26 protein-coding genes, 1 pseudogene and 2 riboswitches are annotated in these 25990 nt (G+C 41.0%); of the genes and pseudogenes, 23 read left to right on the top strand and 4 right to left on the bottom strand.

The window, feature by feature from the left end:
• Window positions 1-36 precede the first annotated feature (36 nt).
• The 11 genes from ablB to MKX49_RS13095 all read left to right on the top strand — a co-directional run bounded on the left by ablB (window position 37) and on the right by MKX49_RS13095 (window position 11527).
• A complete protein-coding gene (ablB, locus tag MKX49_RS13145; RefSeq protein ID WP_340876696.1) occupies window positions 37-885 on the top strand; it encodes a putative beta-lysine N-acetyltransferase in 849 nt (282 codons plus the stop codon).
• A gap of 82 nt (window positions 886-967) precedes the next feature.
• Window positions 968-2347 carry a sigma-54 interaction domain-containing protein gene (locus tag MKX49_RS13140; protein WP_340876695.1) on the top strand — a complete coding sequence of 460 codons (1380 nt, stop codon included), beginning with the start codon at window positions 968-970 and terminating at the stop codon, window positions 2345-2347.
• 118 nt (window positions 2348-2465) lie between these two features.
• Window positions 2466-3869, top strand: a complete 1404-nt coding sequence (gene ablA, locus MKX49_RS13135) for a lysine 2,3-aminomutase (RefSeq protein ID WP_340876693.1) — start codon at window positions 2466-2468, stop codon at window positions 3867-3869.
• Window position 3870: 1 nt separating this feature from the next.
• On the top strand, window positions 3871-4146 hold the full coding sequence (locus MKX49_RS13130; protein ID WP_048686734.1) for a YokU family protein: 276 nt from the start codon (window positions 3871-3873) through the stop codon (window positions 4144-4146).
• A 478-nt stretch (window positions 4147-4624) separates the two neighbouring features.
• Window positions 4625-4867 carry a YozE family protein gene (locus tag MKX49_RS13125; RefSeq protein ID WP_034307512.1) on the top strand — a complete coding sequence of 81 codons (243 nt, stop codon included), beginning with the start codon at window positions 4625-4627 and terminating at the stop codon, window positions 4865-4867.
• Between the two features lie 14 nt (window positions 4868-4881).
• A complete protein-coding gene (locus tag MKX49_RS13120) occupies window positions 4882-6648 on the top strand; it encodes an ATP-binding protein (protein ID WP_340876692.1) in 1767 nt (588 codons plus the stop codon).
• A gap of 152 nt (window positions 6649-6800) precedes the next feature.
• The gene (locus MKX49_RS13115) at window positions 6801-7508 is read left to right on the top strand and encodes a hypothetical protein (RefSeq protein ID WP_034307510.1); all 708 of its coding nucleotides are present in this window, start codon (window positions 6801-6803) and stop codon (window positions 7506-7508) included.
• Window positions 7509-7679: 171 nt separating this feature from the next.
• Complete coding sequence (locus MKX49_RS13110) at window positions 7680-7850, top strand: YozD family protein (RefSeq protein ID WP_064505166.1); 171 nt, start codon at window positions 7680-7682, stop codon at window positions 7848-7850.
• Between the two features lie 229 nt (window positions 7851-8079).
• On the top strand, window positions 8080-8784 hold the full coding sequence (gene deoD / locus MKX49_RS13105) for a purine-nucleoside phosphorylase (protein WP_034307509.1): 705 nt from the start codon (window positions 8080-8082) through the stop codon (window positions 8782-8784).
• 251 nt (window positions 8785-9035) lie between these two features.
• Window positions 9036-10526, top strand: coding sequence for a S41 family peptidase (locus MKX49_RS13100; protein ID WP_445670127.1), 1491 nt, complete (start codon window positions 9036-9038; stop codon window positions 10524-10526).
• A gap of 113 nt (window positions 10527-10639) precedes the next feature.
• On the top strand, window positions 10640-11527 hold the full coding sequence (locus tag MKX49_RS13095) for an LCP family protein (RefSeq protein ID WP_340876690.1): 888 nt from the start codon (window positions 10640-10642) through the stop codon (window positions 11525-11527).
• A 174-nt stretch (window positions 11528-11701) separates the two neighbouring features.
• Here the strand turns inward: MKX49_RS13095 and mtnA are convergent, their stop codons facing one another.
• The 3 genes from mtnA to MKX49_RS13080 all read right to left on the bottom strand — a co-directional run bounded on the left by mtnA (window position 11702) and on the right by MKX49_RS13080 (window position 15051).
• The gene (gene mtnA, locus MKX49_RS13090; protein WP_289350241.1) at window positions 11702-12748 is read right to left on the bottom strand and encodes an S-methyl-5-thioribose-1-phosphate isomerase; all 1047 of its coding nucleotides are present in this window, start codon (window positions 12746-12748) and stop codon (window positions 11702-11704) included.
• Between the two features lie 14 nt (window positions 12749-12762).
• Entirely contained in the window at window positions 12763-13965 is a 1203-nt protein-coding gene (mtnK, locus tag MKX49_RS13085; RefSeq protein WP_340876689.1) for an S-methyl-5-thioribose kinase, read from the bottom strand.
• Between the two features lie 78 nt (window positions 13966-14043).
• Window positions 14044-14197: riboswitch (SAM riboswitch) on the bottom strand.
• Between the two features lie 71 nt (window positions 14198-14268).
• A complete protein-coding gene (locus MKX49_RS13080; RefSeq protein ID WP_340876688.1) occupies window positions 14269-15051 on the bottom strand; it encodes a carbon-nitrogen family hydrolase in 783 nt (260 codons plus the stop codon).
• A 99-nt stretch (window positions 15052-15150) separates the two neighbouring features.
• On the opposite strand from MKX49_RS13080, the gene MKX49_RS13075 reads away from it, so the two are divergent.
• The 7 genes and pseudogenes from MKX49_RS13075 to MKX49_RS13045 form a co-directional block, all read left to right on the top strand.
• A complete protein-coding gene (locus MKX49_RS13075; protein WP_340876687.1) occupies window positions 15151-16323 on the top strand; it encodes a pyridoxal phosphate-dependent aminotransferase in 1173 nt (390 codons plus the stop codon).
• 129 nt (window positions 16324-16452) lie between these two features.
• Window positions 16453-16606: riboswitch (SAM riboswitch) on the top strand.
• Window positions 16607-16714: 108 nt separating this feature from the next.
• Complete coding sequence (gene mtnW, locus MKX49_RS13070; RefSeq protein WP_340876685.1) at window positions 16715-17947, top strand: 2,3-diketo-5-methylthiopentyl-1-phosphate enolase; 1233 nt, start codon at window positions 16715-16717, stop codon at window positions 17945-17947.
• A gap of 6 nt (window positions 17948-17953) precedes the next feature.
• Window positions 17954-18613 (top strand): 2-hydroxy-3-keto-5-methylthiopentenyl-1-phosphate phosphatase, encoded by a 660-nt coding sequence (locus tag MKX49_RS13065; RefSeq protein ID WP_340876684.1) that lies wholly within the window; start codon window positions 17954-17956, stop codon window positions 18611-18613.
• Window positions 18610-19239 carry a methylthioribulose 1-phosphate dehydratase gene (locus MKX49_RS13060; protein WP_048686715.1) on the top strand — a complete coding sequence of 210 codons (630 nt, stop codon included), beginning with the start codon at window positions 18610-18612 and terminating at the stop codon, window positions 19237-19239. The genes MKX49_RS13065 and MKX49_RS13060 overlap by 4 nt, the downstream gene beginning before the upstream one ends.
• 24 nt (window positions 19240-19263) lie before the next feature.
• Window positions 19264-19797, top strand: a complete 534-nt coding sequence (locus MKX49_RS13055) for a cupin domain-containing protein (RefSeq protein WP_048686713.1) — start codon at window positions 19264-19266, stop codon at window positions 19795-19797.
• 427 nt (window positions 19798-20224) lie between these two features.
• The gene (locus MKX49_RS13050) at window positions 20225-21151 is read left to right on the top strand and encodes a CobW family GTP-binding protein (RefSeq protein ID WP_340876683.1); all 927 of its coding nucleotides are present in this window, start codon (window positions 20225-20227) and stop codon (window positions 21149-21151) included.
• Between the two features lie 66 nt (window positions 21152-21217).
• Window positions 21218-21364, top strand: a pseudogene (locus tag MKX49_RS13045) (DUF2188 domain-containing protein); the annotation flags it as partial.
• A gap of 57 nt (window positions 21365-21421) precedes the next feature.
• Here MKX49_RS13045 and MKX49_RS13040 read toward each other — a convergent pair.
• On the bottom strand, window positions 21422-21664 hold the full coding sequence (locus MKX49_RS13040) for a hypothetical protein (RefSeq protein ID WP_034307479.1): 243 nt from the start codon (window positions 21662-21664) through the stop codon (window positions 21422-21424).
• Between the two features lie 111 nt (window positions 21665-21775).
• Between MKX49_RS13040 and MKX49_RS13035 the strand changes: the two genes are divergently transcribed.
• From MKX49_RS13035 to MKX49_RS13015, 5 genes are all read left to right on the top strand, one after another.
• A complete protein-coding gene (locus MKX49_RS13035; RefSeq protein ID WP_340876682.1) occupies window positions 21776-22042 on the top strand; it encodes a hypothetical protein in 267 nt (88 codons plus the stop codon).
• Between the two features lie 120 nt (window positions 22043-22162).
• Window positions 22163-23125: a YncE family protein gene (locus tag MKX49_RS13030; protein WP_251540144.1), complete on the top strand. Its 963-nt coding sequence runs from the start codon at window positions 22163-22165 to the stop codon at window positions 23123-23125.
• Window positions 23126-23130: 5 nt separating this feature from the next.
• Complete coding sequence (locus tag MKX49_RS13025) at window positions 23131-23817, top strand: response regulator transcription factor (RefSeq protein WP_340876681.1); 687 nt, start codon at window positions 23131-23133, stop codon at window positions 23815-23817.
• Window positions 23814-25229: a sensor histidine kinase gene (locus tag MKX49_RS13020; RefSeq protein ID WP_054400403.1), complete on the top strand. Its 1416-nt coding sequence runs from the start codon at window positions 23814-23816 to the stop codon at window positions 25227-25229. Before MKX49_RS13025 ends, MKX49_RS13020 begins: the two co-directional genes overlap by 4 nt.
• A gap of 19 nt (window positions 25230-25248) precedes the next feature.
• A complete protein-coding gene (locus MKX49_RS13015) occupies window positions 25249-25686 on the top strand; it encodes a FixH family protein (protein ID WP_063575895.1) in 438 nt (145 codons plus the stop codon).
• Window positions 25687-25990 lie beyond the last annotated feature (304 nt).

Here is a 25990-nt window from a genome sequence, read left to right as displayed (position 1 = left end):
GCAACAATTTTCGAAGATGTGAAAGGAGCGGGACAAATGGAGGCTGGAATCATCGAAAAAAGAATTCAAAAGCCAATGTGCACCATACATATTACGATCGATCATTTTAATAAGCGAATCAGGGTTGATGATTATCTAGGGCACTTTCAAGAATGCGTGGAGGAATCTTTGAAGGTGGCTAAAAGCATATCAGCAGAAAAAATCATCTTCAAGTCCCGCAAGGAAAACGTTATGGCATTGCTTGCTCAGGGCTTTCTATATGAAGGAAGCATCGATAAATTCTTTTTGGGAAGCGATTGTTTCTTCCTTGTTAAATATAACAGGAATGAAAGGCGCAACAGTGCTGAATGGGAAAGGGAAGATCATATCCTTACCGATGTTCAGAGGCTGCCGATTAAATCCGGGCTGGATGAACCGCCGTCAGCCTATCAAGGACGTAAAGCTGAAGTGGCAGATGCACTTCAGCTGGCCCAACTGTATGGGAAGGTTTTCGAAGTGTATCCCACACCGATGAATGATCCGTTATATGTGAAAAAGTGCATGGAAATGGGAACGGTTTTTTATATTTATGTCCATGAAGAGAGGATCGTCAGTGCTGCTTCCGCAGAAATTAATTCCTTTTACCATAATGCAGAAATCACTGATTGTGCGACATTGCCGGAACATCGGCAGTACGGCTTGATGAAACACTTGATTTCCGCGCTTGAAGACTATCTTATTTCACACGGCATTTATTGTATCTATTCGATTGCCCGGTCGCTCTCGTTCGGCATGAATGCTGCATTGCATCAGCATGGATACTCGTACCGCGGACGTTTGGCCAATAATTGTTATATCTTTGATAAACTGGAAGATATGAATCTTTGGGTGAAAAACTTTAGTTAGATGCTCATTTTTAGGCGGTTCATGACAAGTTTTTGGCATTTCCTCATATACATCTAGCAAGAAGGTATTGAGGAGGGATAGCTTGCCTAGTGAATTTTTTAATACAAGTGAAGTGTTGGAAGCGATATTAGAAACCATTGATGAAGGCATTCATGTGATAGATCCAAAAGGACAGACCATCTTTTATAACGGAGTGGCCGCCAATCTTGATGGGATGAAAAGAAGTGAAGTGCTCGGGAAACCGTTGCTTGAAGCGTTCCCTTCTTTGAATCACAAATCATCTACGTTACTCCGGGTCATTAAATCTGAAAAACCAATCTATAACTATAGTCAATCGTATGTTAATGCTCATGGGCGTATCATTGAGACGCTAAATACTACCCTACCCATATATGTAGATGGGTTTATGATAGGTGCAATAGAAATCGCAAAGGATTATTCAAGCTTGAAGCAATTATCGGAAAGGTTAGCTGATCTGGAAAGCTCGCTCAAGACAATCAAAAGTCCTCAAAGTAAAACGACTGGGAACGGAGGATTGTATTCTTTCACTGAAATCCTGACAAGTGATAAGGGGTTTAAAGGTTTGATATCCCAAGGTAAAAAGGCTGCCCGCTCCACCTCATCGGTATTGGTTTATGGGGAAAGCGGTGTAGGAAAAGAGCTTTTTGTTCAAAGCATCCACCAGGAATCGAGCCGCAGTAAAGAACCTTTCATCGCGCAAAATTGTGCGGCCCTACCAGAAAGTTTATTGGAATCGCTTCTATTCGGTACGGCAAAAGGAAGCTACACTGGTGCTGTGGAGCGACAGGGATTGTTTGAATTGGCCAACGGCGGTACCTTGTTTTTGGATGAATTGCAATCAATGCCGATTGACTTGCAGGCAAAGCTTCTGCGCGTGCTTGAAGATGGGTTCATCAGGAGGATAGGTGGCACAAAAAGTGTACAGGTGAATGTGAGGATCATGGCAGCGATGAATATTGATCCGAAAAAGGCCGTATCGGAAAACAGGCTAAGGCCGGATTTATTTTACCGATTGAACGTATTGAGCTACGAGCTGCCTCCGCTAAGGGAGCGGATTGATGATATAGAGCTTCTTTCTGAACATTTCATATCAATATTTAACAGTAAATTAGGACTGTCCATAAAAGGCATGGATGAGAAGACAAAGGGTTTTTTTCGGAAATATCACTGGCCTGGAAATGTAAGGGAACTTAAACATACGATAGAATTCATGATGAACCATACGGAAAATGATGTTATGAATCTTGAAGATTTGCCCCAGTTTTTAAAGAAGCGCAACCCATCCGAAAAAATACTTCCGCTTCGTGAGGCCATGATTGAGATGGAAACAAAATTGATTACCGAGGCCCTTCTTCAAACGAACGGTAACGTTTTCCAAGCATCGAAGCTATTGCAAATTCCAAGACAGACCTTGCAATATAAAATAAAAAAACATATTTGATGGAAAAAATCCGGATGCAGCCTGCAGTCCGGTTTTTTTGGGGGGCATTCGAATTTTTGGGTCATTTTGGCACCCTTCTTGCATTTAATACTACTATCATAACTCAGGAGGTATAACCATGTTATTTGACTTATATAAGCCAGATCGCAATTGGAAAGATATAGAGCTATGGAAAGATGTAACCGAAGAACAATGGAACAACTGGCTGTGGCAGCTTACAAATACGATCCGAACAGTTGATGATTTGAAAAAAGTGATAAACCTGACTCCGGATGAAGAGGAAGGTGTGAGGATTTCCACAAAAACCATTCCATTGAATATCACCCCATACTATGCTTCGTTAATGAATAAAGATGACCCAAGGTGTCCAATCAGGATGCAATCGGTCCCAATCTCGGAAGAAATGCATAAAACCAAATATGACATGGAAGACCCCCTGCATGAGGATGAGGACTCCCCTGTACCGGGATTGACCCATAGATATCCGGATCGCGTTCTTTTTTTGGTGACGAATCAATGTTCCATGTACTGCCGTTATTGTACGCGAAGACGTTTTTCAGGCCAAATTGGCATGGGCGTGCCCAAAAAACAATTGGACGCTGCAATCGGTTATATCCGTGACACACCGGCAGTTCGGGATGTCCTTATTTCCGGCGGGGACGGATTATTGATCAATGACACGATCCTTGAATATATCCTCAAAAACTTAAGGGAAATTCCTCATGTTGAAATAATCAGGATTGGTACACGGGCACCGGTTGTTTTTCCTCAAAGAATCACTGAAAATTTATGTGCCATTTTAAAAAAATATCACCCGGTTTGGCTGAATACTCATTTCAATACCTCGATAGAAATTACCGAAGAGTCAAAGAAAGCATGTGAGATGCTTGCCGATACGGGTGTACCTGTAGGTAACCAGGCAGTTATTTTAGCAGGGATAAATGACAGTGTCGCAATCATGAAAAAGCTGATGCATGATCTTGTTAAGATCCGTGTACGCCCTTACTATATCTATCAGTGCGACCTCTCGGAAGGGATCGGTCATTTCAGGGCACCCATTTCAAAAGGAATTGAAATCATCGAAGGGCTCCGGGGCCATACATCCGGGTATGCTGTACCTGCCTTCGTCGTCGATGCTCCAGGAGGGGGAGGGAAAATCACCCTGCAGCCGAATTATATCCTTTCACAATCTCCAACAAAAACGGTGCTGCGCAATTTTGAAGGTGTGATAACCACATATCCTGAACCTGAGCAATATACACCAGGACTTGCAGATGATTATTTCAAAGGGGTATATCCTGATATGGAAGAAAAACAGTCAGATATAGGTGTATCCGGTTTAATGAACGACAAGCAATTCAATTTAGTGCCTGAAGGGCTGAAGCGAATGAACCGACGTGAAAATTACGTGACCAACCCAGAGCATGCTTCATTGAAAAACAAACGTGAAAAGCGAGATTTGTTAAAAGAAAAGAAATTCCAGGCACAGCAAAAAAAGAGCACTCCTAAGGGGGATGAATAGCATGGAGTTGTGTCCATGGTGTGAGAAAGGGAAGCTTGCATCAGTAAAGGGGACTGTGTATTGGGAACTGCCGGATGGTACGAGGGCGGTTGAAATTACGGAAACCCCTTCATCTCATTGTGAAAGTTGCGATGCCTTTTTTCAAAGTGATGAAATAGTAAAGGAAATTGAAGATCAATTATTTTTAATTGATTCGAAAAAGCTTGAAAAACAAACGAAGTACAGTGAGCTAATGAACATGAAAAGGCTGTTGAAACGTAATTACTTTGACTTTTAGCGGCAGGTGTATTACTTTTCCATAAATGAATTAATCCCCTCATTTTAGACAGAACAGTGTAAACCACTATTTCTATCCTAGGTGAAGGGGATTTTCCATTTCAGAAAATGATGGCCAGCGTTTAAATTGGCTAATGAAGAAATTCCGCCAGCCTTCAAGCAGCATGTCAGGACATGCGCCACGTGTTTTATTATGGGAATGGGGTTTATTGGTTGAAGAGTAGGATAAATAATATTGAAGCACTTCGCTTTCCTCGGATCATATAAAAAAATCTTAAAAGGATGTAATCAATATGGAATGAGTACGATATGTTAGTATAGCTTCGTAATTTAACGTATGCATTTTGTGTTGAAAAATCGCGGTTTTCATAAAATGAGGAAGAAAAAACCAAATTGTTTTTTAAAAAAGTGGACGGAAGCGAAAGTTTCCGATATATTAAAGCAGAAATCATAGTTATTTTAGGGGGGGGCTCGACATCATGAGACCATTTTATTTATATTTAATGAAATTTCGACAACCAAAGGAAATTGATGCAATCACTAAATTTGCCAATTATGCCTATGAGGATCATGGCTTCCCAAAACAATCGACTGATTATAATGAACTGAGCAGTTATTTAGAATTGAATGCAGACTATCTCGAAAGTATGTCAGTATTCGATCAAGCGTGGGAACAGTATGTCCAAATAGAAGAAGGGCTCATATTGGGAGATCAGGAATAGGGAGGATCGGAAGGATGTTAAAAAGCCTTCAAACCCGAATTTTGCTTTATTCTTTACTTATTGCAAGTGTTCCTCTTCTGATTTTGGGAATCATATCCTATGGATCACAACGCTCCCTTCTGGAGAAGGAAGCAAAAAATGCCCTGAATGCAGGTTCACTGAATATTGTAAATGAAACATACAGCTATTTGAACGAACGGATCAGTGATGTGAAGTTAATGAGTGCAAATTCTGCAATCATCAATCCTGGCCACTCAAAAGAAGAGAAGTCAGATGAACTAAAAAAGTTTATTGATGCAAAAGGAAATTATTACGGAGTTTTGCATTTGGATATGGAAGGAAATGTCATTGCAGATACATCCAATAAAATGATCGGGGATAACCTCGCGAAGAGAATATGGTTCAAAGAGGCAATAGAAGGTCATGAATTCCTTTCAGACGTATATAAAACCCGGGCTTTCTCGGAACCGATTATAGCTCTGAGTGCTCCGGTATATGATAATTCAGGGGAAATGATCGGAGTCGTATCCACAGCTTTCCGATTGGAAGGGCTTTGGGAGATGATGGAGAAAAAGGCTAATGAAATTAGCGATAAATACCCAGTCAACTTTTACATGATCAACCAAGAAGGCATCATGATTTCGAAAAAAGACCCACATGGCATGATGCAGGATTCTGCCTTGAGAGAAATGGGATTAACGAAAGATAAGCTTATGGGAGCATCGTTAACGGATGAATTATACAGTGAAGAGAATGGGGAAAAAATATATTCCATCCAGCCTGTCCATACGGTAGCACAAACAGAGAATAAATGGTTTGTTGTTGTGGGTGCTGATAAGAAGCAGGTGTTTCAGCCTTTGAATGACCTATTGACACGGTACCTGACCATCTACAGCATTGTATTTGTTTCTATCATTCTGGCTGTCTATTTACTAACAAAGACCCTCGTTCGGCCAGTTCAAGAACTTGTCGAAGCGACAGAGGATTTCATAGGAGGAAAGGAATTCATCATTTCCGATAAAAGAAGCTTCGAGGAAATGGAAAAATTGAACCTTGCCTTTCTAAGAATGATGGAAACGATAGAAGATCGTGAGAAGGAAATCGTCCGTACGGAAAAATTGAAATATGTAGGCCAGCTAGCTGCCGGTGTCGCCCATGAAATCAGGAACCCATTGACGACAATAAAGGGTTTTTTTCAACTATTGAAGAGCCAGGATCATGATCAATCATTGATAGAAAAATATAGCGATGTCATGCTTCATGAAGTGGATCGGGTCAATGTATTTGTGACACAACTTCTTGATTTGGCAAAACCGCATCAACTGGAATGGGAGAAAATCGATTTAAAGGATTTCCTTGCTGAAATTATAGATACCTATACTTCCTCAATTCCGAGTTCTCATGTAAGAATAATTAATGGTATGACACAATCCGTCATTGTTTATTCAGACAGGAACCGGTTAAGGCAGGTTCTCTTGAATGTCTTGAATAATGCATGTGAAGCCATCGAAGCAAGGGGGCAGATTGAACTGCATCACGATTCCATCTCCCAATATATAAGATTAGTGATCAGCGATGATGGAAAAGGCATCAGTCCCGAGAATTTAAAAAATATCGGTATGCCCTTTTATACCACCAAACCGGATGGAAACGGATTAGGTGTGGCGACATGCATCCAGATAATGGAGGAATTAAAAGGGAAATTCCAAATTGAGAGCGTCCGCGACGAAGGAACGAAAGTGACGCTCACAATCCCCACTACGAACCGTCTCATTAAATGAGGCGGTTTTTTTTGTTGTAGTGCCCTTAAATAAATGGGCCGGTTAATTAGCTAAATGAGCAAAATGCCCGCTTATTTCCATTAACCTCCATGTTTGTTTGTGCATATAATTTACTAATCAAACGATAAGGACCATATTGGGGGATGTCTCTTATGGGCAAAAAAAAACAGCCGAAATTTAAATTAGGCGATACAGTCGTAATAACAATGTATGGGACAGTCGGGAATATAACCGATGTGAAATTTCTCGATGGTGCTTATGTGTATGAAGTGAACTATAGTGAAGGTCTTTATATCGAAAAAACATTGCAATCGATAAATGAATATGAAGGAGAAATCCTTTATCCGAAAGAACAAATCGATATTGAATATAAATTTTTATTAGGTGACTTGGTCCAAGTGGATGGATATGAACAGGATTATTTCAAGATTATCGGCTATCGAACGGAAATTTGGCGCTATAAGGAAAATGCCTGGGAGGATGTAATCTATGAGTTATCAAGAATCTCTGATGGTGAATGGCTTGAAGCGCATGAAGAAGAACTGACTTTGATTGCCGATGCTAAACGTGCAGATGGAATCATTAAAAAGTTGGGTCTGCTCCTTCCTCAAAAGAAAAATGAGCTTGCTATCATTGCTAAACAAAACAACCCTGGTAAAGGTGAGCGAGAAATGACAATGACAAAAGATGAAAAAAAGGAAATGATTGATGGCCTGTTGGATTTATATAATGATTATTGTAAGCTCTACGAACATTTTGGCGATGATGAATATCGTCACATCATGAAGATTGCCCTCGCTAAAATAGAAAAGGCGGCAGAGGAAATTTATCCAGATCATAAAAAGAAGCAAACGAAGTGAAAGGCATCTATAAAGGGCAAATTCCAGATTCCCTATAGAAGTATCCATTCAAATTGAACACGAATGGAACTTGATAACGATAGACCCTTCATATGTTTTTCCATTAAGGGATGCCTTACTGGTATATTTGTCTCTACACATTCATAGACCTTTAAATAAGGGGGCGATGATTTGCGAGAAATTGAGGTTTTTATTGATACAGAAGAGATAGCGGAATTCTTTTTTCAAGAATTGATAAGACGGGGCTATCTTCCAACAGAAGCTGAAGTTGAAGATCTTGCTGACATCACATTCGAATATCTTCTTGAAAAATGCATAATTGATGAAGAAGTCGATGAGTAGCTGTCATAAGACGGTTAGCAGCTTCCTTTCCCTTAATTTTATTAACCATTAAAAAAAAGACGGCGGACCTCCGCCGTTTTGTTTGCGATTTAGGAAGGGTGCCAAAAGTCGTTTCGTGATTTCCATTTTTCAAGTTCCAGATAAGGTTCGATTTTCCTAACTTGTGGTTGATATGGTATAGTAGTTTTTGAATATGATTTCAACCACAAGTTAAGGAGGACATAGTCGTATGAGCGTACATATTGGTGCAAAAGAGAATGAAATTGCGGAAACGGTCTTACTTCCTGGGGACCCGTTGCGTGCAAAATATATTGCTGAAACATTTTTAGAGGATGCTAAACTTTATAATGAAGTTCGTAACATGTTTGGATATACAGGGACATATAAAGGAAAACGAATTTCTGTACAAGGTACAGGCATGGGTGTCCCATCCATTTCGATTTACGTGAATGAATTGATGAATAGCTATAATGTCCAGAAGTTGATTCGTGTGGGAACTGCAGGAGCGATTCAAAAAGATGTAAAAGTCAGGGATGTGATCCTTGCAATGAGTGCTTCCACCGATTCCCAAATGAACCGTATGACTTTCGGCGGGGTGGACTTTGCCCCGACCGCAGATTTCGAATTACTAAGAAAAGCTTATGACGCCGGCACGGCAAAGGGCTTGCAATTGAAGGTCGGTAATGTATTTACGGCCGATCAGTTTTATAATGATAATAGTGAATTGGAAAAATGGGCAAAATACCAAATACTTGCGATAGAAATGGAATCAGCAGCCCTATACACGCTTGCTGCTAAATTTGGCCGCCAAGCTTTATCTGTATTAACCATTTCCGATCACATTTTAACTGGTGAGGAAACGTCGGCGGATGAGCGCCAGTCAACTTTTAACGAAATGGTTGAAGTGGCATTGGAAGCAGCTATCCAGGACTGATAATTGGATGTAAATGACAGGCGGGTGACCAGGAATAAGTGATGCTGTATAATGGCAGGTTGGATACAGGCATTTGTTCCAGGTATCCGCATTTTTGTAATATCAGGAGATGCCTGTTGTCCTTGGAGCATTCTCCATGATTTGAAGTTTATTAAAAAATACATATGGCTATAAGTTGTTATTTTTGATAACTATTATTTTTCGATTGGCATGAAAGCTGATAAAATAGGAATGAAATCGTTTATATCGTCATGAAGAATGAAAGTGGTGAGGCTTCAGTGGAAGAAGAAAATCAAAAACAGCCAAAAGAGGCAGGGAAATTCATTAAAATAAAGAAGTTTACGTTCATTATGGGGATTTTTTTAGTCATATTTCTAACTGCAGGGATTACTACAATAGCCTTGACCTTTGGAGATGAAAAAGTAGAGTCATTAGCACCGGATAAGCATGCGGAATTTGAAAAGCTGTATTCTACATACGATAAGATAAAAGATAACTATTATGAAGAGGTTGATGAAGAAAAGCTGGTTGACGGCGCAATTAATGGAATGATCAAATCATTGGATGATCCATACTCTGCTTATATGGATAAAAAGGAAGCGTCGAGTTTCCGTGAAAGCATCTCTTCATCTTTTGAAGGAATCGGTGCTGAGATTCAGGAGCAGGATGGAAAAATCATGGTCGTCTCACCGATAAAAGGGTCCCCGGCAGAAAAAGCAGGGGTAAAACCAAATGATATCATTTTAAGTGTGGATGGTAAAAGTGTTGAAGGGCTAACCTCGTCTGAAGCTGTCCTGAAAATCAGGGGCGAGAAGGGTACCAAAGTGGATCTTTCCATCTCAAGAGCTGGTGAGTCGGAACCGATCGAGCTCACCATTAAACGGGACACAATTCCGATTGAAACGGTATATGCGGAAATGCTTGATGATGGAGTTGCAAAAATTCAAGTGACCAGTTTTTCCGAACATACAGTCCAAGAGCTGAAAACGGCGCTTGAAGAAATGTCCAAGAAGGATATGAAGGGTCTCGTATTGGATTTACGGGGAAACCCAGGAGGACTTCTTGACCAAGCTGTAGAAATGGCAAGCCTGTTCGTACCTAATGGGAAAGTGGTCCTTCAAGTTGAGGATCGCAGCGGGAAAAAAGAAGTCTTTAAATCGGAGAATGATGGAGAACTGAAAATCCCGGTAGTCGTGTTGATTGATGACGGAAGTGCCAGTGCTTCTGAAATCGTTGCAGCGGCTGTCAGTGAGTCTGCGGACATTCCATTGATTGGTGTCAAGTCATTTGGGAAAGGGACAGTGCAGACTGCCGCAAAACCCTTTAAAGATGGATCTAACTTCAAATATACGGCAGCTAAATGGTTGACTCCTGAAGGCAATTGGATTCATAAAAAAGGGATCAAGCCGGATATTAATGTGAAGCTTCCTGATTATGCCAGCCTTCCGTACATTTCCCCTGAAAAGGAATTGAAAGCATCCGATTCTTCGAGTGAAGTGAAAGCAGCTGAAGAGATGCTGAAGGAAGCAGGCCATGATCCGGGTAAGATAGATGGATTCTTTGATGAAGCAACAACGAATGCGGTCACAGCATTCCAAAGGGAACAAAAAATTAAAGAAACTGGCACCATTAAAGATGATACTACCGTGAAATTGATGCAGGTCATCCAGGAGAAAATCCTTAAGAATGACACACAAGTGAAAAAGGCGGTAGAAGTATTAAAGAAAGAAATCAATAAATGATTTTGACCGAAAAGCCTGTCAGCGAATATCGTTGGCAGGCTTTTTTGTCGTTTCATGCATAGGATTCCAAAATTAGGCAGAGAATAGGGGTAATTTTCCGATGAGGTGAGGTAATGAAAGAAAAGGTATTGTTCATATATCTATTGGTCTTGATTCTGGCAGGCTGCACCTATGTGCCTTTACCCAAACAAAATGGAAATGAAGGTACGGAAAAAAAACTAACAAAAGAAGAGACTAAGGAAAGCGATAAAATATTTCTGTTAATTGGTGTTGACACAAGGGGAGAGCAAAAATCTCGATCAGATGCGATTATCCTGGCAAAATACTTTCCTGAGCAGGAGAAACTGAAGCTGGCTTCCATTATGCGTGATAGTTATGTGAAAATCCCCGGGAATAAATCAGGATATAACAAAATAAATGCTGCTTATTATTATGGTGGGAGGGAATTGCTGAAGAAAACCATACAGGAAAACTTCGATGTCAAGGTCGACCATGTTGCGGTAATCGACTTCCAAGGATTTGTGAAGATGGTGGATTTACTTGCCCCTGAGGGGGTGGCGGTGAATGTGGATCAGGAAATCATAGATGATATGAGTATCCAAGCAAGCGTCGGTAAAAATGTTTTACATGGTGAGGAAATATTGAAATATGTCCGTTTTAGACATGACGATGAAAGTGATTTTGGCAGGGTTGAGCGTCAACAAGAAGTAATGGTTCAATTAAAAACAGCGTTTATAAATCAAATCTCATCCTTCGAAGGGATGGCTGCCCTTCCTAGTATCATAGAACAAGGACTATCGTACTTGGATACAGATATTGGTCTGAAAACAATAATGGAAATGGGACCAAAAGCCGTTTTCCATACACCGGACAAAGTCGAAACCCTAAGGGTTCCAGTGGAAGGAAGCTTTAAAGATGAAATATATCCCCAGTCCGGAGCCGTTTTGGAAATGGACTGCACTGAAAATAAAAAGGCACTTAAGGAGTTCTTTTCAAAATAATAAGAATGTCCAATTATCTTTTATTATCGAAGACATCCTTATATTAACTGAAGATGTTCGAAATTTAATATTGTAGTATAGACCTCGCAAGAATAATCTTAATTCGATCACCTTTAAAAAACGAGAGGGATAAGAAATCCTTCTCGTTTTTTATCACCAATAAAGGAACCTGGATCAATTAACAAAATGCGGAATGTTTTTGAAGAAATCCGGTGTTATGATGCCGTTTTCGGTAATGATGCTTGTAATTAGATGATTCGGTGTAACGTCAAAGGCTGGATTGAAAGTCTTCACGTTTTCCGGAGCGATCCTTACACCTTGAATGAAGGTGATTTCCGCTTCATTCCGTTCTTCGATCGGGATGGATGTGCCGGATTCGATAGACAGGTCGAATGTGCTTGATGGTGCGGCCACATAAAAGGGGATACCAAAGTGCTTGGCTAGTATGGCCAATCCCAATGTCCCGATTTTATTGGCTGTATCTCCATTGGCCGCAATCCTGTCGGCCCCGACGATAATTCCATTTATCCGTTTCTGGTGAATCGTATGAGCAGCCATATTATCAGAAATTAAGGTGACGTCAACTCCCGCTTGCATCAACTCCCAAGCCGTCAAACGAGCCCCTTGCAGGACAGGCCTGGTTTCACATGCGTACACTTTTAGCGGAAAGTCCCTTTCTTTAGCCAGGTGGAAGGGAGCCAAGGCAGTACCATACCGAGCTGTGGCGATTCCCCCAGCGTTGCAATGCGTAAGAATGGAATCACCTCTAGTGAATAGGGATAAACCATGTTCCCCGATTTTCCTGCACATTTCTTCATCTTCAGCAAAGATGGCTTTAGCCTCCGCTACAAGTGCTTCCTTGGCAGTTGAAATGCTTTGCGCAGCCTGCAAGGTGTTCTCCATCCTCTTTAAAGCCCAAAAAAGGTTGACTGCAGTTGGCCGTGAAGAGGCGAGTTTTTCAATATGCCTCGTTACATTTTTCTTGAATTCCCCTATTTCAGCGGTTGTTTCCTGTTTGGCACCAAGTGCAACACCAAATGCTGCCGTCAGTCCAATTGCAGGGGCACCGCGAACCTTTAAAGTCAAAATGCTGTCATATACATCATCAACAGAATGAAGTTCTATAAATTCAGTTATGGAAGGAAGGGCTTGTTGATTTAATAATGTAATATGGGTATCATCCCAATGTACAGAATATGGTAAGGGTGCTATTGTAGTCATGTTCAGGTCTCCTTTTAAATGGTTGAGTAAGATGGCAGTGTCCGTTGCTTCAACGCTTCAATGACGGCTGGAACATCCAATTCCTCCCGTTTTTTAATTAATAAAGTACCGATTTCCAATGTTGCCGTTTTGGCAGCGATCCTTGATACTTTATCTTCAATGACGTTTAAATCGGCAACATGGGAAAGGCCAATGGTTCGCCGAATCAGTTCACAGCCTGCAAAACCGAATGCATCTTTTTTGAATTTTGTCAGCAAATAAGGCAGATACCCTTTCACATGGCGGAATGGGCTTTTATTTTGGGCTTCCCATAATTCGGTATAAGTTTCTTCAAAGGCATTCCAAAATTCATGAAGGTGTGAGAAAATCTCTTCCTTTCCAGCGCCATTTCGTGTAATTGCCTGAAAAAGAAGGTTGGCGGTGTATTGGCCAAGGTCAAAACCAACGGGCCCATAAAAAGCGAATTCAGGATCAATAACCTTTGTTTCAGTTTCACTTGCAAATATACTTCCAGTATGTAAATCTCCATGAAGTAAGGCTTCCTGCTCGGTTTCAAAGCTTTGTTTCAGCTTAGCGACCTCAAGTATCACTTCTTGATCATTCCATATTTTTTGGGCGGCATCTTTCAATTCCACCTCGAAATCTCCCGGGAGTTCCTCAAAAAATGGATCCGTGAAAATAAAGACCTCAGTTATTTTGCAGAGTTCCGGATTCGTGAAATGTCGGGCCACTTCCTTTTTCGCGGATGGTTCTAAATGATAATCGGATGTATAAAATGCCGTCTTCGCAACATACTCACCAATATGCTGTGAAAGCAATGGATATGAATCGCCATCAATCAATCCTGTTCTAACGATTTTCAAGTGCGATAAATCCTCCATGACTGTGATGGCAAGCTGTTCATCCGAATAGTAAACTTGCGGTACGAATTCGGGGCAATAACTTCTGAAATGAATCAGCGCATTCGCTTCAATGGCTGCCCTTTTCAATGTCAGCGGCCAGCTTTCACCAAGTACCTTGGCATAAGGGACCGCTTGTTTGATTATTATACCTTTGTTTGTGACCGTGTCTGTAATATGAAAAACATAATTTAAGTTTCCATCGCCGATTTCATTACATGTCAAACTTGCATCCGCATTGACCAACCCAAGTTTTTTTGCAAGAGTTATAGCTGTTTCGTTTGTCAATCTCTTAAAATTTGAATGGTTTTGAGTCATTCTTTTCCCCTCCAGATTCAAAATAAGAATAAAAAAGCCTCTTTCATATAGAAAGAGGCAGAAGTTTTGGCTTCGGACCTCTTATCTTCCAGAAAATGAATTCTGGTGGAATTAGCACCGTGCTCTGTGGATTTAATAATCCGGCGGAGAATCCGCCCCATTTCACAATGGTATTACAGTCGGTTGCTGGGCTTCATAGGGCCTTTATCCCTCAGCCTGCTCTTGATAAGAGTAAATGTTTTCTGAAATTTTAATCTTCGGGAAAATAATATCAACTTTTTAAATAGTTTGTCAATGGGTAAATTAATAAAAATCAGGACGGCGATCTTCGAATACAGGTATTTTGTTACGTGCTTCCGTAACTTTGTTGAAGTCCAAGGTGCCTGTCAATAGTTCGTTTCCTTCTCCGGCTTCACTTATGATATTCCCCCATGGATCAATAATCAAGGAATGGCCCGCAAATATATTATTGACATCCGAACCTGTACGATTAACGGCTACAACATAGGCTTGGTTCTCGATGGCACGGCTTATCAATAAGGCTCTCCAGTGATCGAGTCTCGGCTTTGGCCATTCAGCCGTAACGAATAGAACTTCCGCGCCTTGAACGGTATGGACTCGCTGCCATTCGGGGAAACGAATGTCATAACAAACGAACCCGGCACATATTTTTTCATCAAGAGTAAATAAACCATCTTTTTCACCTGGCTGCAGGAAATGATGTTCATCCATTAATTGAAATAAGTGAAGCTTATCATATTCTTTAATGAGCTTTCCGTGTTTATCGATGATGATCATGGTGTTATAGATTCCCTTGCTTGTTTTTTTCGCAATGGAACCGCCGATGATGTGAATCTGGTGTTTCTGTGCCTGTGTTTTAAGAAATTCAATCGTTTTTTCTGCCTCTTGATCAGCAATCTCATTCAGCCTGGTCAAGTCGTATCCGGTTGTCCAAAGCTCTGGTAATATGACGATATCGGGTTCGGACCGAGCTGCTTTTTCCATCCATTGTTCTGCAACCTGAAAATTGATATCCGGTTGCCCGAAGGCTATATCCATTTGAATACAAGCTATTTTCCACTTCATCGTTTAAAACCCCCACACGTAAAAAATGCTTTACAAGACTACGATAAACATATATCATTTGTGACTAGAATTTCAAGAAATTTCAGAGAAGGTGTATAAATGGTGCAATTCGAAAAATCCGGACTGCTTCAGGACCTGCCCAAGCAGTTTTTTGCTTCACTGGTCGCAAAAGTCAATGCAATCACGGAGCAAGGACATGATGTCATTAATTTAGGCCAGGGAAACCCTGATCAGCCGACGCCGGAACATATCGTCAAAAGTTTGCAGTCTGCTGCTGAAAAAACGATTAATCATAAATATTCGCCATTCCGGGGACATCAATATTTAAAAGATGCTGCTGCCGTCTTTTATGAACGGGAATACGGTGTCAAGCTGGATCCGAATAGTGAAGTGGCGATTCTCTTCGGGGGCAAGGCAGGTCTTGTCGAACTTCCGCAGTGTTTATTGAATCCAGGTGATACGATCCTTGTTCCAGATCCCGGCTATCCGGATTATCTTTCCGGTGTTGTTTTAGCCCAGGCAAAGACCGAACTGATGCCCTTGACAGAAGAAAATGATTTTCTTCCGAAATACGATGACATACATAAAGAAGTTTTTGATAAAGCCAAAATGATGTTCTTGAATTATCCGAATAATCCCACAGGCGCTTCTGCAACTGAAAGTTTCTTTGATGAAACCGTCTCCTTTGCAAAAGAACATTCAATATGTGTGGTCCATGATTTTGCCTATGGGGCGATAGGATTCGACGGAAAAAAACCGATAAGCTTTCTCCAGGCGGAGGGAGCGAAGGATGTAGGAGTTGAAATAAATACTCTATCGAAAACATACAATATGGCAGGGTGGAGAGTCGGCTTCGCAGTGGGCAATAAGAGTGTAATAGAAGCTCTTGAACTATTACAAGACCATCTTTATGTGAGTCTTTTCCCGGCGATACAAGAAGCTGCGGCAAGCGCTTTGCTTGACTCACAGACCTGTGTAGAGCAGTTAGTGCAAATGTACGAGGGGCGAAGGAATGTTTTCATTGAGGGATTGAGGTCCATCGGCTGGGATGTCAAAGCTCCAGCGGCATCGTTTTTTGCCTGGCTCAAAGTACCTGAAGGTTTTACGTCCGAGAGTTTTGCGGACTATTTATTAACTCATGCCCATGTAGCTGTTGCCGCAGGGAATGGGTTCGGTGAATTTGGCGAAGGTTATGTCAGGGTAGGGCTACTGACTTCGGAAGAACGGCTGCAAGAGGCTGTGGAACGAATACGAACATTACACTTATTTTAATGCAATAAGATATCCGATTTATTCACCTTTAAATAGTTAAAACTTATTGACAAAGTAGGAATTACCTGTCAGAATACAAAATAAATTCTTAATCTTTCGATACTTGGATGCAACTTATATATCAGCGTTTTCTTATTTTGAGCAGGTGGAGGGACTAGCCCGATGAAGCCCAGCAACCGACCGTAATTCCATTGTAAAATGGGGCGGAATCCTTCCGCCGGATTTTTTTGAAATCCACAAGGCACGGTGCTAATTCTTGCAGCCGATGGCTGGGAGATAAGAAGATGGCTTTTTAAAGCCTCTTCTTTATGAAGGGGCTTTTGCCATTTTGAGACCATCTCAGGCCAATAATGACATCGAGAGTTTACTAACGTGTTATAGGAGTGATCAGATGAGCGAGATAGTCGCTACTTATTTAATTCATGACTTTAATGGAAATCATGAGAAAAAAGCAGAGAGCATTGCCTTGGGTCTGACTGTCGGGACATGGACGGACTTGCCGCATTTGGTACAGAAACAACTGGAAAAACATAAGGGACGCGTCGTATCGGTGACACCCCTATCTGAAAAAGAGAGGGCAAACAGCTACTTTAATCGGAAAGTATACCGTTCGCTGATTAAAATTGCCTATCCGGCAAGGAATTTCTCCAATGATTTACCTGCAATCCTTACGACGGTCTTCGGCAAACTTTCATTGGATGGTGAAATAAAACTTATTGACTTGGATTTTGTCGGTGATATTCAAAAAGCTTTTCCCGGGCCGCAATTTGGCATTGAAGGCATAAGGGAAAAGCTTGGCGTATTTAACCGGCCCTTGGTGATGAGCATCTTTAAAGGTGTATTGGGAAGAGACCTAACATTTCATAATGAGCAACTGAGGCAACAAGCATTGGGAGGTGTCGACCTAGTTAAGGATGATGAGATCCTCTTTGACCAGGAACTGACTCCATTTTTCGATAGAATAAAAACGGGAAAAAGAATATTGAATGAAGTCTATGAAACCACTGGCCACCGTACTTTATATGCTGTCAATCTATCAGGGAAAACTTTTGAATTATTGGATAAGGCAGAGCAAGCGGCTGAAGCAGGGGCAGATGCTTTATTGTTCAACGTTCATACATATGGTTTGGATGTATTGCAGGCCTTGAGTGAACATGATCGTATCAAGCTGCCGATCATGGCGCACCCCGCATATAGCGGGGCATTGGCATCTTCATCATTTTATGGTGTCGGCTATCCATTATTGCTTGGTAAATTAGTAAGGTTATCAGGTGCGGATTTATCCTTGTTCCCTTCTCCTTATGGAAATGTCGCACTTGAAAAAACGGAGACCTTAGCGATTGCTGAAGCTCTGACAAAAGAAGAACTTTCATGGAAAAAAGCCTTCCCTGTTCCTTCTGCAGGCATTCATCCGGGCATGGTTCCGGACCTAATCAAGGATTTCGGGCTTGATAGTGTGATTAATGCAGGAGGCGGAATTCACGGGCACCCTGACGGAGCAGAGGGCGGTGCCAAGGCATTCCGTTCTGCTGTGGAAGCCGTTCTGGCAGGAAAAGAACTTTCTGAAGCGGCGGCTGAGGAAGAAACCCTAAAAAAAGCTCTTGTGTTGTGGGGAGGCCTATAAGAAATAATGAAACCGATCATCTTTTGTGATTTTGACGGAACGATCACCAACACAGATAATATCATTTCAATTATGAAGAAATTTGCGCCTCCGGAATGGGAAGCGTTGAAAGACGGTGTCCTTCAGCAAAAAATCAGTATATCTTCAGGAGTTGGGGATATGTTTTCCCTGCTTGATAGTGGCTTGAAGGATGACATCATCCAATATGTAAGAAAAACGGCCGGCATTCGTCCGGGGTTTTATGAATTCGTTGAGTATACGAAACAAGCCAATATCCCTTTATATATTGTAAGCGGGGGCATGGATTTTTTCATTGCACCCCTTTTGAATGATATCTTGCCAACAGAGTCCGTGTATTGCAACCATGCATTTTTTGATAAGGAAAAGATTTATATTGAGTGGCCACATGCTTGTGATGATCAATGTAATAATGATTGCGGTTGCTGCAAGCCATCCATTATGAGGAAAATTACGGGCCCGGAAGATTTTAAACTCGTTATTGGAGATTCAGTGACGGATTTTGAAGCGGCAAAACAGGCCGATTTTGTCATAGCCCGTGACATACTGCTTGAAAAATGCGATAGGGAAGGAATTCCACATCAAGGATTCGAAACATTTTTTGATGTAATTGACATTATAAAGCAGCAGGAGGTGGTTAAAGCGTGAACACTCATTCTAAAGAATGGCAGGAGTTGGCAGATATTAAAGCTGAACTGGCCGAAAGGGATTGGTTTATGGGAACTAGCGGGAATTTGTCCATCCGCGAACCCAAAAGCCCTTTCTTTTATATTACCGCAAGCGGTAAGGATAAAAGGAAGCAATCGGATTCGGACTTTTTACTGGTGGATTTAAAAGGAAAACCAGTTGAAGAAACGAACCTAAGACCATCGGCCGAAACTTTACTTCATACAGACATTTACCGAAAAACCAATGCGAACTGTGTACTTCATGTCCATACAGTTGAAAATAATGTGATATCGGAATTGTATGGAGATGAAGGCCAAGTTTCCTTTCGTAATCATGAAATCATTAAAGCGACCGGTCGGTGGGATGAAGATTCGGAGCTTCGGATTCCAATCATATATAATCACGCTGACATTCCGCTGCTATCCGATAAGTTCAAGCCGCATGTCGAAGGAGACTCTGGCGCTGTGCTGATACGCAATCATGGCATTACGGTTTGGGGCAAAAGCGGATTCGAAGCAAAAAGAATACTTGAAGCTTGCGAATTTTTATTTCAATATCAACTGTTGCTTAATCAACAAAAGGCGTTTGCAGGTTCTATAAGATAAATACTCATAGAGGAGGAATGAATGATGGCAACGATCAGATTCCATGAAACAAACGAGGTTATTGAAAACGGTGAACAGGTAAAAGGTTTTTTAGAAACACAAGGGGTTATTTATGAGCAATGGGACATTTCTAAATTACCTGCCCATCTTGTGGAAAAATACGATTTAACAGATGCTGACAAGGAGGAAATCCTTGTAACATTCCAATCAGAGATAGCGGAAATCTCTGAAAGAAGAGGCTATAAAGCCCATGATATCATCACATTATCCGATGCAAACCCGAACTTGGATCAAATGCTTGAAAACTTTAAGCAGGAACACCATCACGAAGATGATGAAGTGCGTTTCATAGCAGGCGGAACGAGTATCTTTGCCATTGAAGGCAATGATAAACAGTGGTTTGATGTACGGCTTAATCCAGGAGATCTTATAAGTGTACCAGAATCAACAAGACATTATTTCACGCTCGCGGAAGATAGGAAAACTGTTGCTGTCCGGATTTTCGTAACAGCTGCAGGATGGGTGCCGATTTACGAAAAAGACGAAGTTCAAGCATGAATCAATGTTGAATAACCAGCTTACGGGCTGGTTTTTATTTGTAGAAAAAAGGGAAGTCGGAATGGTCTCATCTCGAACCATGATTTTAAAACAAGACCAGATTATCCTTAATGGTTTTTTCCTGTAATCCCCATTGGATTGAAGAAATTTGCGACACTCCTGCCGAATAACTGGCTAGCCGAGACCCCACAGACGCTTGCGTCGAGGAGGCTCGGGAGACAGTCGGCGGAAAGGGAGCGGATTTCTGAAATCGACTGGACGTTTTTAAATAAAAAACTGCAGTCGAACTCGCTTTTCTTCGAATATGTCTAGTCTGAAACCAGCTTACGGGCTGGTTTTTTTATGTGAATCCGGCAAGTGCTTTAGTAAGCTAATTATGATAAAATTTAACGGAATCGAATTTAACCGGATTTAGGAGCAGATAAGAATGAAAACGACCGAAGTGTACATATTGGGCGGCTTTCTCGGCAGCGGGAAAACGACGCTTCTTCGAAATATTTTAAAACAGGAAAGTGAAGCGGGCAGAAAAGTGGCAGTGCTTTTAAATGAGCTCGGCAGTGTATCGGTTGACAGCGGACTCATAGGTGATGGAGTGCCTCTGAAGGAGTTGTTTGACGGGTGTATTTGCTGCACAATTCAAGATAAACTGGAGGTTCAGCTTCATGAGTTACTAACCGAAAATGAACTGGATGCGGTTTATATTGAAACGACGGGTGCAGCTCATCCAGTTGAAGTATTGGATGGCATCATGTCGCCGATTTTCGCCAAAAAGCTGGAATATAAAGGGATCATCACGGTCGTCGATTTATTAAGGTGGCGCGATCGGGAGGAACTGTCTCCGCAGCTTCGACAGTTGCTTGCAGAGCAAATCCATCATGCCGATTTCATTTTATTGAATAAAGCGGATATGGTAAGTGAGATGAAGGCCGCACAGCTAATATATACGATACAGGCGCTGAATACGGATGCTGTATGTTTATTGACGGAGTATGCAGCCGTTTCCTTGGCATCATTGCAGCAAATGCAAAGAAAAAGGCATAATGGACATCAAAAGCTTGATGTACATGACCATTTGCACTTAACTGCAATCGTTCATACATTTGAAGGTGCTGTGGCACAAACCGACTTTGAAGAGTGGCTTAGGGCTCTGCCGGAAACGGTCTATCGAATGAAAGGATATATTTCCTTTACACATTCACAATACCCGCATTTATTCCAATACTCTTACGGAATGCCGATGTATATGAATGAAATGATGAAAATGCCATTGAATATCGTCATGATCGGGGAAAAGTTGGAAAAGGAAATGTTGATCGGTCAGTTGAAAGCTTTGGAAGCGAAAGCGGCCCGATAAACGTTTACCGCCCATTAAAGAAGGGAAACATGAAAAGAAGACTTTCTTATTAAGGAGGCGGTATTAGTGCCATGGAATAAGAACGATTACCCAAACTCGATGAAGAATCTAGATAAAGATGTTAGGGAAAAGGCTATAGAAATCGCAAATGCATTATTGGATGAAGGATATGAGGATGGAAAAGCCATTCCAATTGCCATAGACCGGGCTAAGATGTCAGTAGGAAATGATTGAGAAAATGGTCAGACCCACATAGGGGTCTGACCATTTTTATTGTTGCATTCCAAAGGCGGCAAATGTCTTTTCGTCTTCTATCAATCCGCAGGCAGCACACTGAACCCGAACTTCAGGACCATTATATGCTAGATGGAATGGCAGAAGGGAGTCGTTCGAATATTGTTCAACAATCTCACCGGATTGGGGATCCTTTTTAATGGGTGTTGCTACTTGCTGAATGAGATTGAAGCGAGATTTATTTGTCCGGCAATTCGGACAGCGGTATACTTGAGACATTGTACTCACTCCTTTTTTGGATTTTAAAAAGCATGATATCTTATTATGAAGATAGTCTTTACAAACTTGAACATTAATATGTATAAATTAGTAATGGATGGAAGGGATACTATGAAAGAAACTGTCAGGCAAGAAGAATTACTGGTGGCTTATTTAAGCATATGGAACAATCGTAAGGTGAACGATGGAGGGGGAAGGGAAGTGTTGCCGGAACTCATCCGACGAGAGCTTTTGGATGAAAATGCCCATCCCCGCGCCCGAAAACCAGTATTGGAGAAATTTTACCTTTCTATTAAACGCGTGATGGAATCTTCGCTTTCGGAAGAAATGAAAAATGCGATTGTAATGGCCTATATCACTGAATTGGAAAGATTATGATTTTTCGAGTGTGATACGGATGCTTGTTAGCAAATATTCTTTTATGCTTCATACTTTTTTCACAAATCATTGTTAAAATTTTTTAAAAATAGATATTTAATGAATAAGGAGCTTAAAATTATGAAGTGGGGCATTGGGCTTTTTCTTGCCATCGTACTGCTTACGGGGTGTAATAGCGGTAATGCATTTACTAAAATCAATAAAAGTCAATCTTTCCTGGCAACTGTCAATATCAAGGATACATCACTGACTTTCATAGACGAAAACTATCATGCTTTTGCAAAATGGGATATTTCAGAACCATTTACCGGAGCCCTGCTCCTGGCAGACAAAGATACTATCCTGCTTTATGGAAAAGAGATGGAGAAAGTCCAAGTGTACTCTTTATCTGCAGGAAAACTGATAAACAGTTGGGAAATTGGGAAAGGGATCGTCAATATGCAGTTGTTACGTGATGGTAAAAGCATCGTGGCGGTCAATCAATCGAATCACTCCATTTATTTTTTAAATGCTGATGGGGAGGAACAGGATATTGTCAAGGTTGGTAAAAGCCCCTTGACCGTTCTTCAAGGAGAGCAAGCGAATCGATTGTATGTTATTAATTTTGGTGATACCAAATGTTCAGTGATAAATCTTGAAACGAAAAAGGTCGATTTCGAATTTCCCGTACATAGTTCCAGCACAGGCACATTATTAAGGGAAGAAAAGGATGAAATATGGATCGGAGGACACGGTGATGGGGATCAAGTGGAAGAAGATCTATATATTTATTCGGCAAAAACTGGAGAGTTGAAGAAAAAGCTTAAGGCGCCAACCATGCCGATAAAGTTCCTGGAAAATGATGAAGGAATATTTGTCCTTAGTCATGGGACTAGCTCCTTATATAAATTGAATGATCAATATGAGGAAGTCAAAAGCAAAGTGGTCGGCGTCAACCCCTTTGAAATGGCGAACTTTAATGAAGATGTGGTCGTGGCGGGATATGATAGTGATGAAGTGTATGTAATGGATGCTGAAACAGTCGATGTTAAAAAAACGATCAAAGTCGGCGAAGGTCCATTCCAATTGATGTTGAGGGAGTAGATGACATGCATGTTTACACCATTTTAGTCGTGGATGATGAAGAAGATATGCGTAATCTAGTTGAAATGTATTTGCTGAACTCAGGTTATCGATGCCTTCAAGCTGCAAATGGAAAAGAAGCTATAAGTATGGTTGAAACAGAGGAAGTGGATTTAATCCTATTGGATATCATGATGCCAGGTATGGATGGTTTCTCCGTTTGTGAAGAAATTCGTGAAATTGGGGAGATCCCTGTGATATTTGTCAGTGCGAAAGGTGAAGAATGGGATAAGGTGAAAGGGCTGAAGCTTGGCGGCGACGATTATATCGTCAAACCGTTCAATCCAGGAGAATTGGTCGCAAGGGTCGAAGCGGTATTGCGAAGGACAGGGAAATTATCATTGAATGAAGAGAATCAAAACCATGTCCGATTCGGTAAAATTAGCTTGAACTTACAATCCAGAACGGTTTTAGTGGAAGGGAAGCCAATCAATTTAACCTTGAAAGAATTCGATTTGCTGTTATTCCTCATGCGTCATAAAAGCCAGGCACTCAGCCGTGAACAACTGCTTGAAAATGTATGGAGCGGTGAGTATGGAGGATCTTTACGTACTGTGGATACCCATATTAAAACGTTACGAATGAAATTAAGAGCGGCCGATTACATTCAAACCGTCTGGGGAATCGGTTATAAGATAGAGGAAAAGAAATGATCTATAAATGGCGAACCCTTTCTTTTAAATTATGGCTCACCATTATCTCCGCCATCATCCTATCCGTGCTGTTCGCTTACTCCCTTTCTCAATATTATTATAAAAATCTATATGTGGAGAAGCTTAAAACGGATTTAGTCAATGAAGCATCATTGCTAGGGGCGGATTATTCCGGCGGTGAAATCAGCGAAGACTTTAAGCAAAAAGTTGAATGGTTTAACAGTAAGAACGACAGCGAAGTCTTTGTCGTCAATAATCCCAGGGAATTGAGTGCTTGTCTGCCTTTTGAAATCAATTACGATACCCTTATTTCTGAAGAAGAACGGCAAATGCTTTTAGATGGGAAAGCCGTTGAAAAAGAAGGATATGAGAAAAGGTTTGAAAAGAACATCGTAGCGGCGATCATACCCCTGATTGACGAAAATCGCCTCGAAGGTATCATCTATACATATATTCCTGTAGATTCCATTACGGTCTTATTTAAGGAATTTGCTGCAAAATGGTTGGCGGCGGTTCTATTATTTTTGATTGTCGCGATTTTGTTTACTACTAAATGGTTGAAAAAGCTAGTCAGTCCGATTAAGGAAATCGAGACTGCGGCCCATCGTGTCTCAGAGGGGGATTATGACATACAGGTCGAGGTAAGGAGTCATGATGAGATAGGTAAACTAGCAATAGCCTTTAATGATATGGCCAATTCCATCCATTTGGAAGAAGAAAGAAAAAAAGAATTTCTAGAAAATGTTGCACATGAGCTCAGAACCCCCCTTAGTTACGTAAAGGGATATACGCAGGCCATATTGGATGGTGTCGTGAAAAATGATGAAGAGCAACGGAAATACCTTCAACTCATTTCAAGGGAGGCTCTTAGGCTGCAGCGGCTTGTGGGAGATCTTATGGACTTATCAAAAATGGAAAGTGCTCCATTCCTGTTAAATAAAACCCCGATTGCCTATGCGCAATTCATTGAAGACGTACTTGTGAAATATGAACCGATAATAAAGGAAAAACAATTGGGCTTGAAGCTAGACCTGGATCCAGACCCGATTATTTTTGGGGATGAAGGAAGGATGGAACAGATCCTGCATAACATTTTTGATAACGCCATTCAGTATACGGATTCCGGAGGGGCGATTCATATTACCCTAATTCAGCATAAAGATGATTGCGAACTGCTGGTAACTGACACGGGCAACGGGATTCCGGAAGCGGATCTGCCGTATATCATGAATCGTTTTTACCGTGTGAACAAAGCACGCAGCCGTTTTGATGGCGGTTCAGGGCTTGGACTGTCCATTGTCAAAAAATTGGTGGAATTACAAAATGGTAAAATCGAAATAGAAAGCAAGGAAAAAAGGGGAACAACAGTCAGGGTCATCCTGCCGAATATAAAAGAAGAATGGAATTCATAAAAAGGGGATACGTTCAAAAATGAAAAAAATCATGTTATTTTGCATGGCGTTAATTTTTTTGGCTGGATGCGGCAAGAAAGAGGAAATTCCAAAAATGTTAAATGTCGATTTAGCTGTTGATCCAACTCAGGGTAAAGTGAATGAGCCTGTGAAATTTCAGGCAAAAGTAACATATGGGGACGAAGTCGTGACAGATGCGGATGATGTCAGTTTTGAAATTTGGCTTGCGAATAGCGATGACCATGACAAGATAGCAGTAAAACATAAAGGGAACGGTATATATGAACTGGAAAAGGCTTTTGATGAAGAAGGAACCTATTATGTATATGCCCACGTAACGGCAAGGGACATGCACAACATGCCAAAGAAAGAATTCGTCATAGGTAAACCAAGCACTCCCGAACAAAATGGCGGAAAAAAAGAAATGGATGAGATGAATGATGAAGAAATGAAATGATGAATGGACCATCAAAATCAAAACAATTCGGGCCTAAATCCGGATTGTTTTTTTTATTTGGAAAAATGTTCAGGACGATAGGGGGAAAATGACGAAATGTCGAAGTGAAACCGAAAAATTTGTAACATAAAAGTAAAGAAAGTCATAATAATTCGGTTAGTAACGATATGTCAACTAAAAGTTATTAGTATTCCATGGAAATGGTTCTATGTAACTACCATTGACAAATAATTACTGGAAAAATATGAGTATTTATACTGATGGTAGAAACATAGATAGTTAAAGCATTTATGCTTGTTTTCTC

The organism is Peribacillus sp. FSL M8-0224 (genome assembly GCF_038003055.1).
Lineage (GTDB): Bacteria > Bacillota > Bacilli > Bacillales > DSM-1321 > Peribacillus > Peribacillus frigoritolerans.
The sequence above is the reverse complement of the archived record's forward strand: the minus strand, read 5'-3'. Positions and strand labels throughout refer to the sequence as shown.

Coding starts and splice junctions, on each gene's coding strand:
- ablB (WP_340876696.1), top strand. CDS start 37: ATGGAGGCTGGAATCATCGAAAAAAGAATTCAAAAGCCAATGTGCACC.
- ablA (WP_340876693.1), top strand. CDS start 2,466: ATGTTATTTGACTTATATAAGCCAGATCGCAATTGGAAAGATATAGAG.
- MKX49_RS13130 (WP_048686734.1), top strand. CDS start 3,871: ATGGAGTTGTGTCCATGGTGTGAGAAAGGGAAGCTTGCATCAGTAAAG.
- MKX49_RS13125 (WP_034307512.1), top strand. CDS start 4,625: ATGAGACCATTTTATTTATATTTAATGAAATTTCGACAACCAAAGGAA.
- MKX49_RS13120 (WP_340876692.1), top strand. CDS start 4,882: ATGTTAAAAAGCCTTCAAACCCGAATTTTGCTTTATTCTTTACTTATT.
- MKX49_RS13115 (WP_034307510.1), top strand. CDS start 6,801: ATGGGCAAAAAAAAACAGCCGAAATTTAAATTAGGCGATACAGTCGTA.
- deoD (WP_034307509.1), top strand. CDS start 8,080: ATGAGCGTACATATTGGTGCAAAAGAGAATGAAATTGCGGAAACGGTC.
- MKX49_RS13100 (WP_445670127.1), top strand. CDS start 9,036: ATGAAGAATGAAAGTGGTGAGGCTTCAGTGGAAGAAGAAAATCAAAAA.
- MKX49_RS13095 (WP_340876690.1), top strand. CDS start 10,640: ATGAAAGAAAAGGTATTGTTCATATATCTATTGGTCTTGATTCTGGCA.
- mtnA (WP_289350241.1), bottom strand. CDS start 12,748: ATGACTACAATAGCACCCTTACCATATTCTGTACATTGGGATGATACC.
- mtnK (WP_340876689.1), bottom strand. CDS start 13,965: ATGACTCAAAACCATTCAAATTTTAAGAGATTGACAAACGAAACAGCT.
- MKX49_RS13080 (WP_340876688.1), bottom strand. CDS start 15,051: ATGAAGTGGAAAATAGCTTGTATTCAAATGGATATAGCCTTCGGGCAA.
- MKX49_RS13075 (WP_340876687.1), top strand. CDS start 15,151: ATGGTGCAATTCGAAAAATCCGGACTGCTTCAGGACCTGCCCAAGCAG.
- mtnW (WP_340876685.1), top strand. CDS start 16,715: ATGAGCGAGATAGTCGCTACTTATTTAATTCATGACTTTAATGGAAAT.
- MKX49_RS13065 (WP_340876684.1), top strand. CDS start 17,954: ATGAAACCGATCATCTTTTGTGATTTTGACGGAACGATCACCAACACA.
- MKX49_RS13055 (WP_048686713.1), top strand. CDS start 19,264: ATGGCAACGATCAGATTCCATGAAACAAACGAGGTTATTGAAAACGGT.
- MKX49_RS13050 (WP_340876683.1), top strand. CDS start 20,225: ATGAAAACGACCGAAGTGTACATATTGGGCGGCTTTCTCGGCAGCGGG.
- MKX49_RS13040 (WP_034307479.1), bottom strand. CDS start 21,664: ATGTCTCAAGTATACCGCTGTCCGAATTGCCGGACAAATAAATCTCGC.
- MKX49_RS13035 (WP_340876682.1), top strand. CDS start 21,776: ATGAAAGAAACTGTCAGGCAAGAAGAATTACTGGTGGCTTATTTAAGC.
- MKX49_RS13030 (WP_251540144.1), top strand. CDS start 22,163: ATGAAGTGGGGCATTGGGCTTTTTCTTGCCATCGTACTGCTTACGGGG.
- MKX49_RS13025 (WP_340876681.1), top strand. CDS start 23,131: ATGCATGTTTACACCATTTTAGTCGTGGATGATGAAGAAGATATGCGT.
- MKX49_RS13020 (WP_054400403.1), top strand. CDS start 23,814: ATGATCTATAAATGGCGAACCCTTTCTTTTAAATTATGGCTCACCATT.
- MKX49_RS13015 (WP_063575895.1), top strand. CDS start 25,249: ATGAAAAAAATCATGTTATTTTGCATGGCGTTAATTTTTTTGGCTGGA.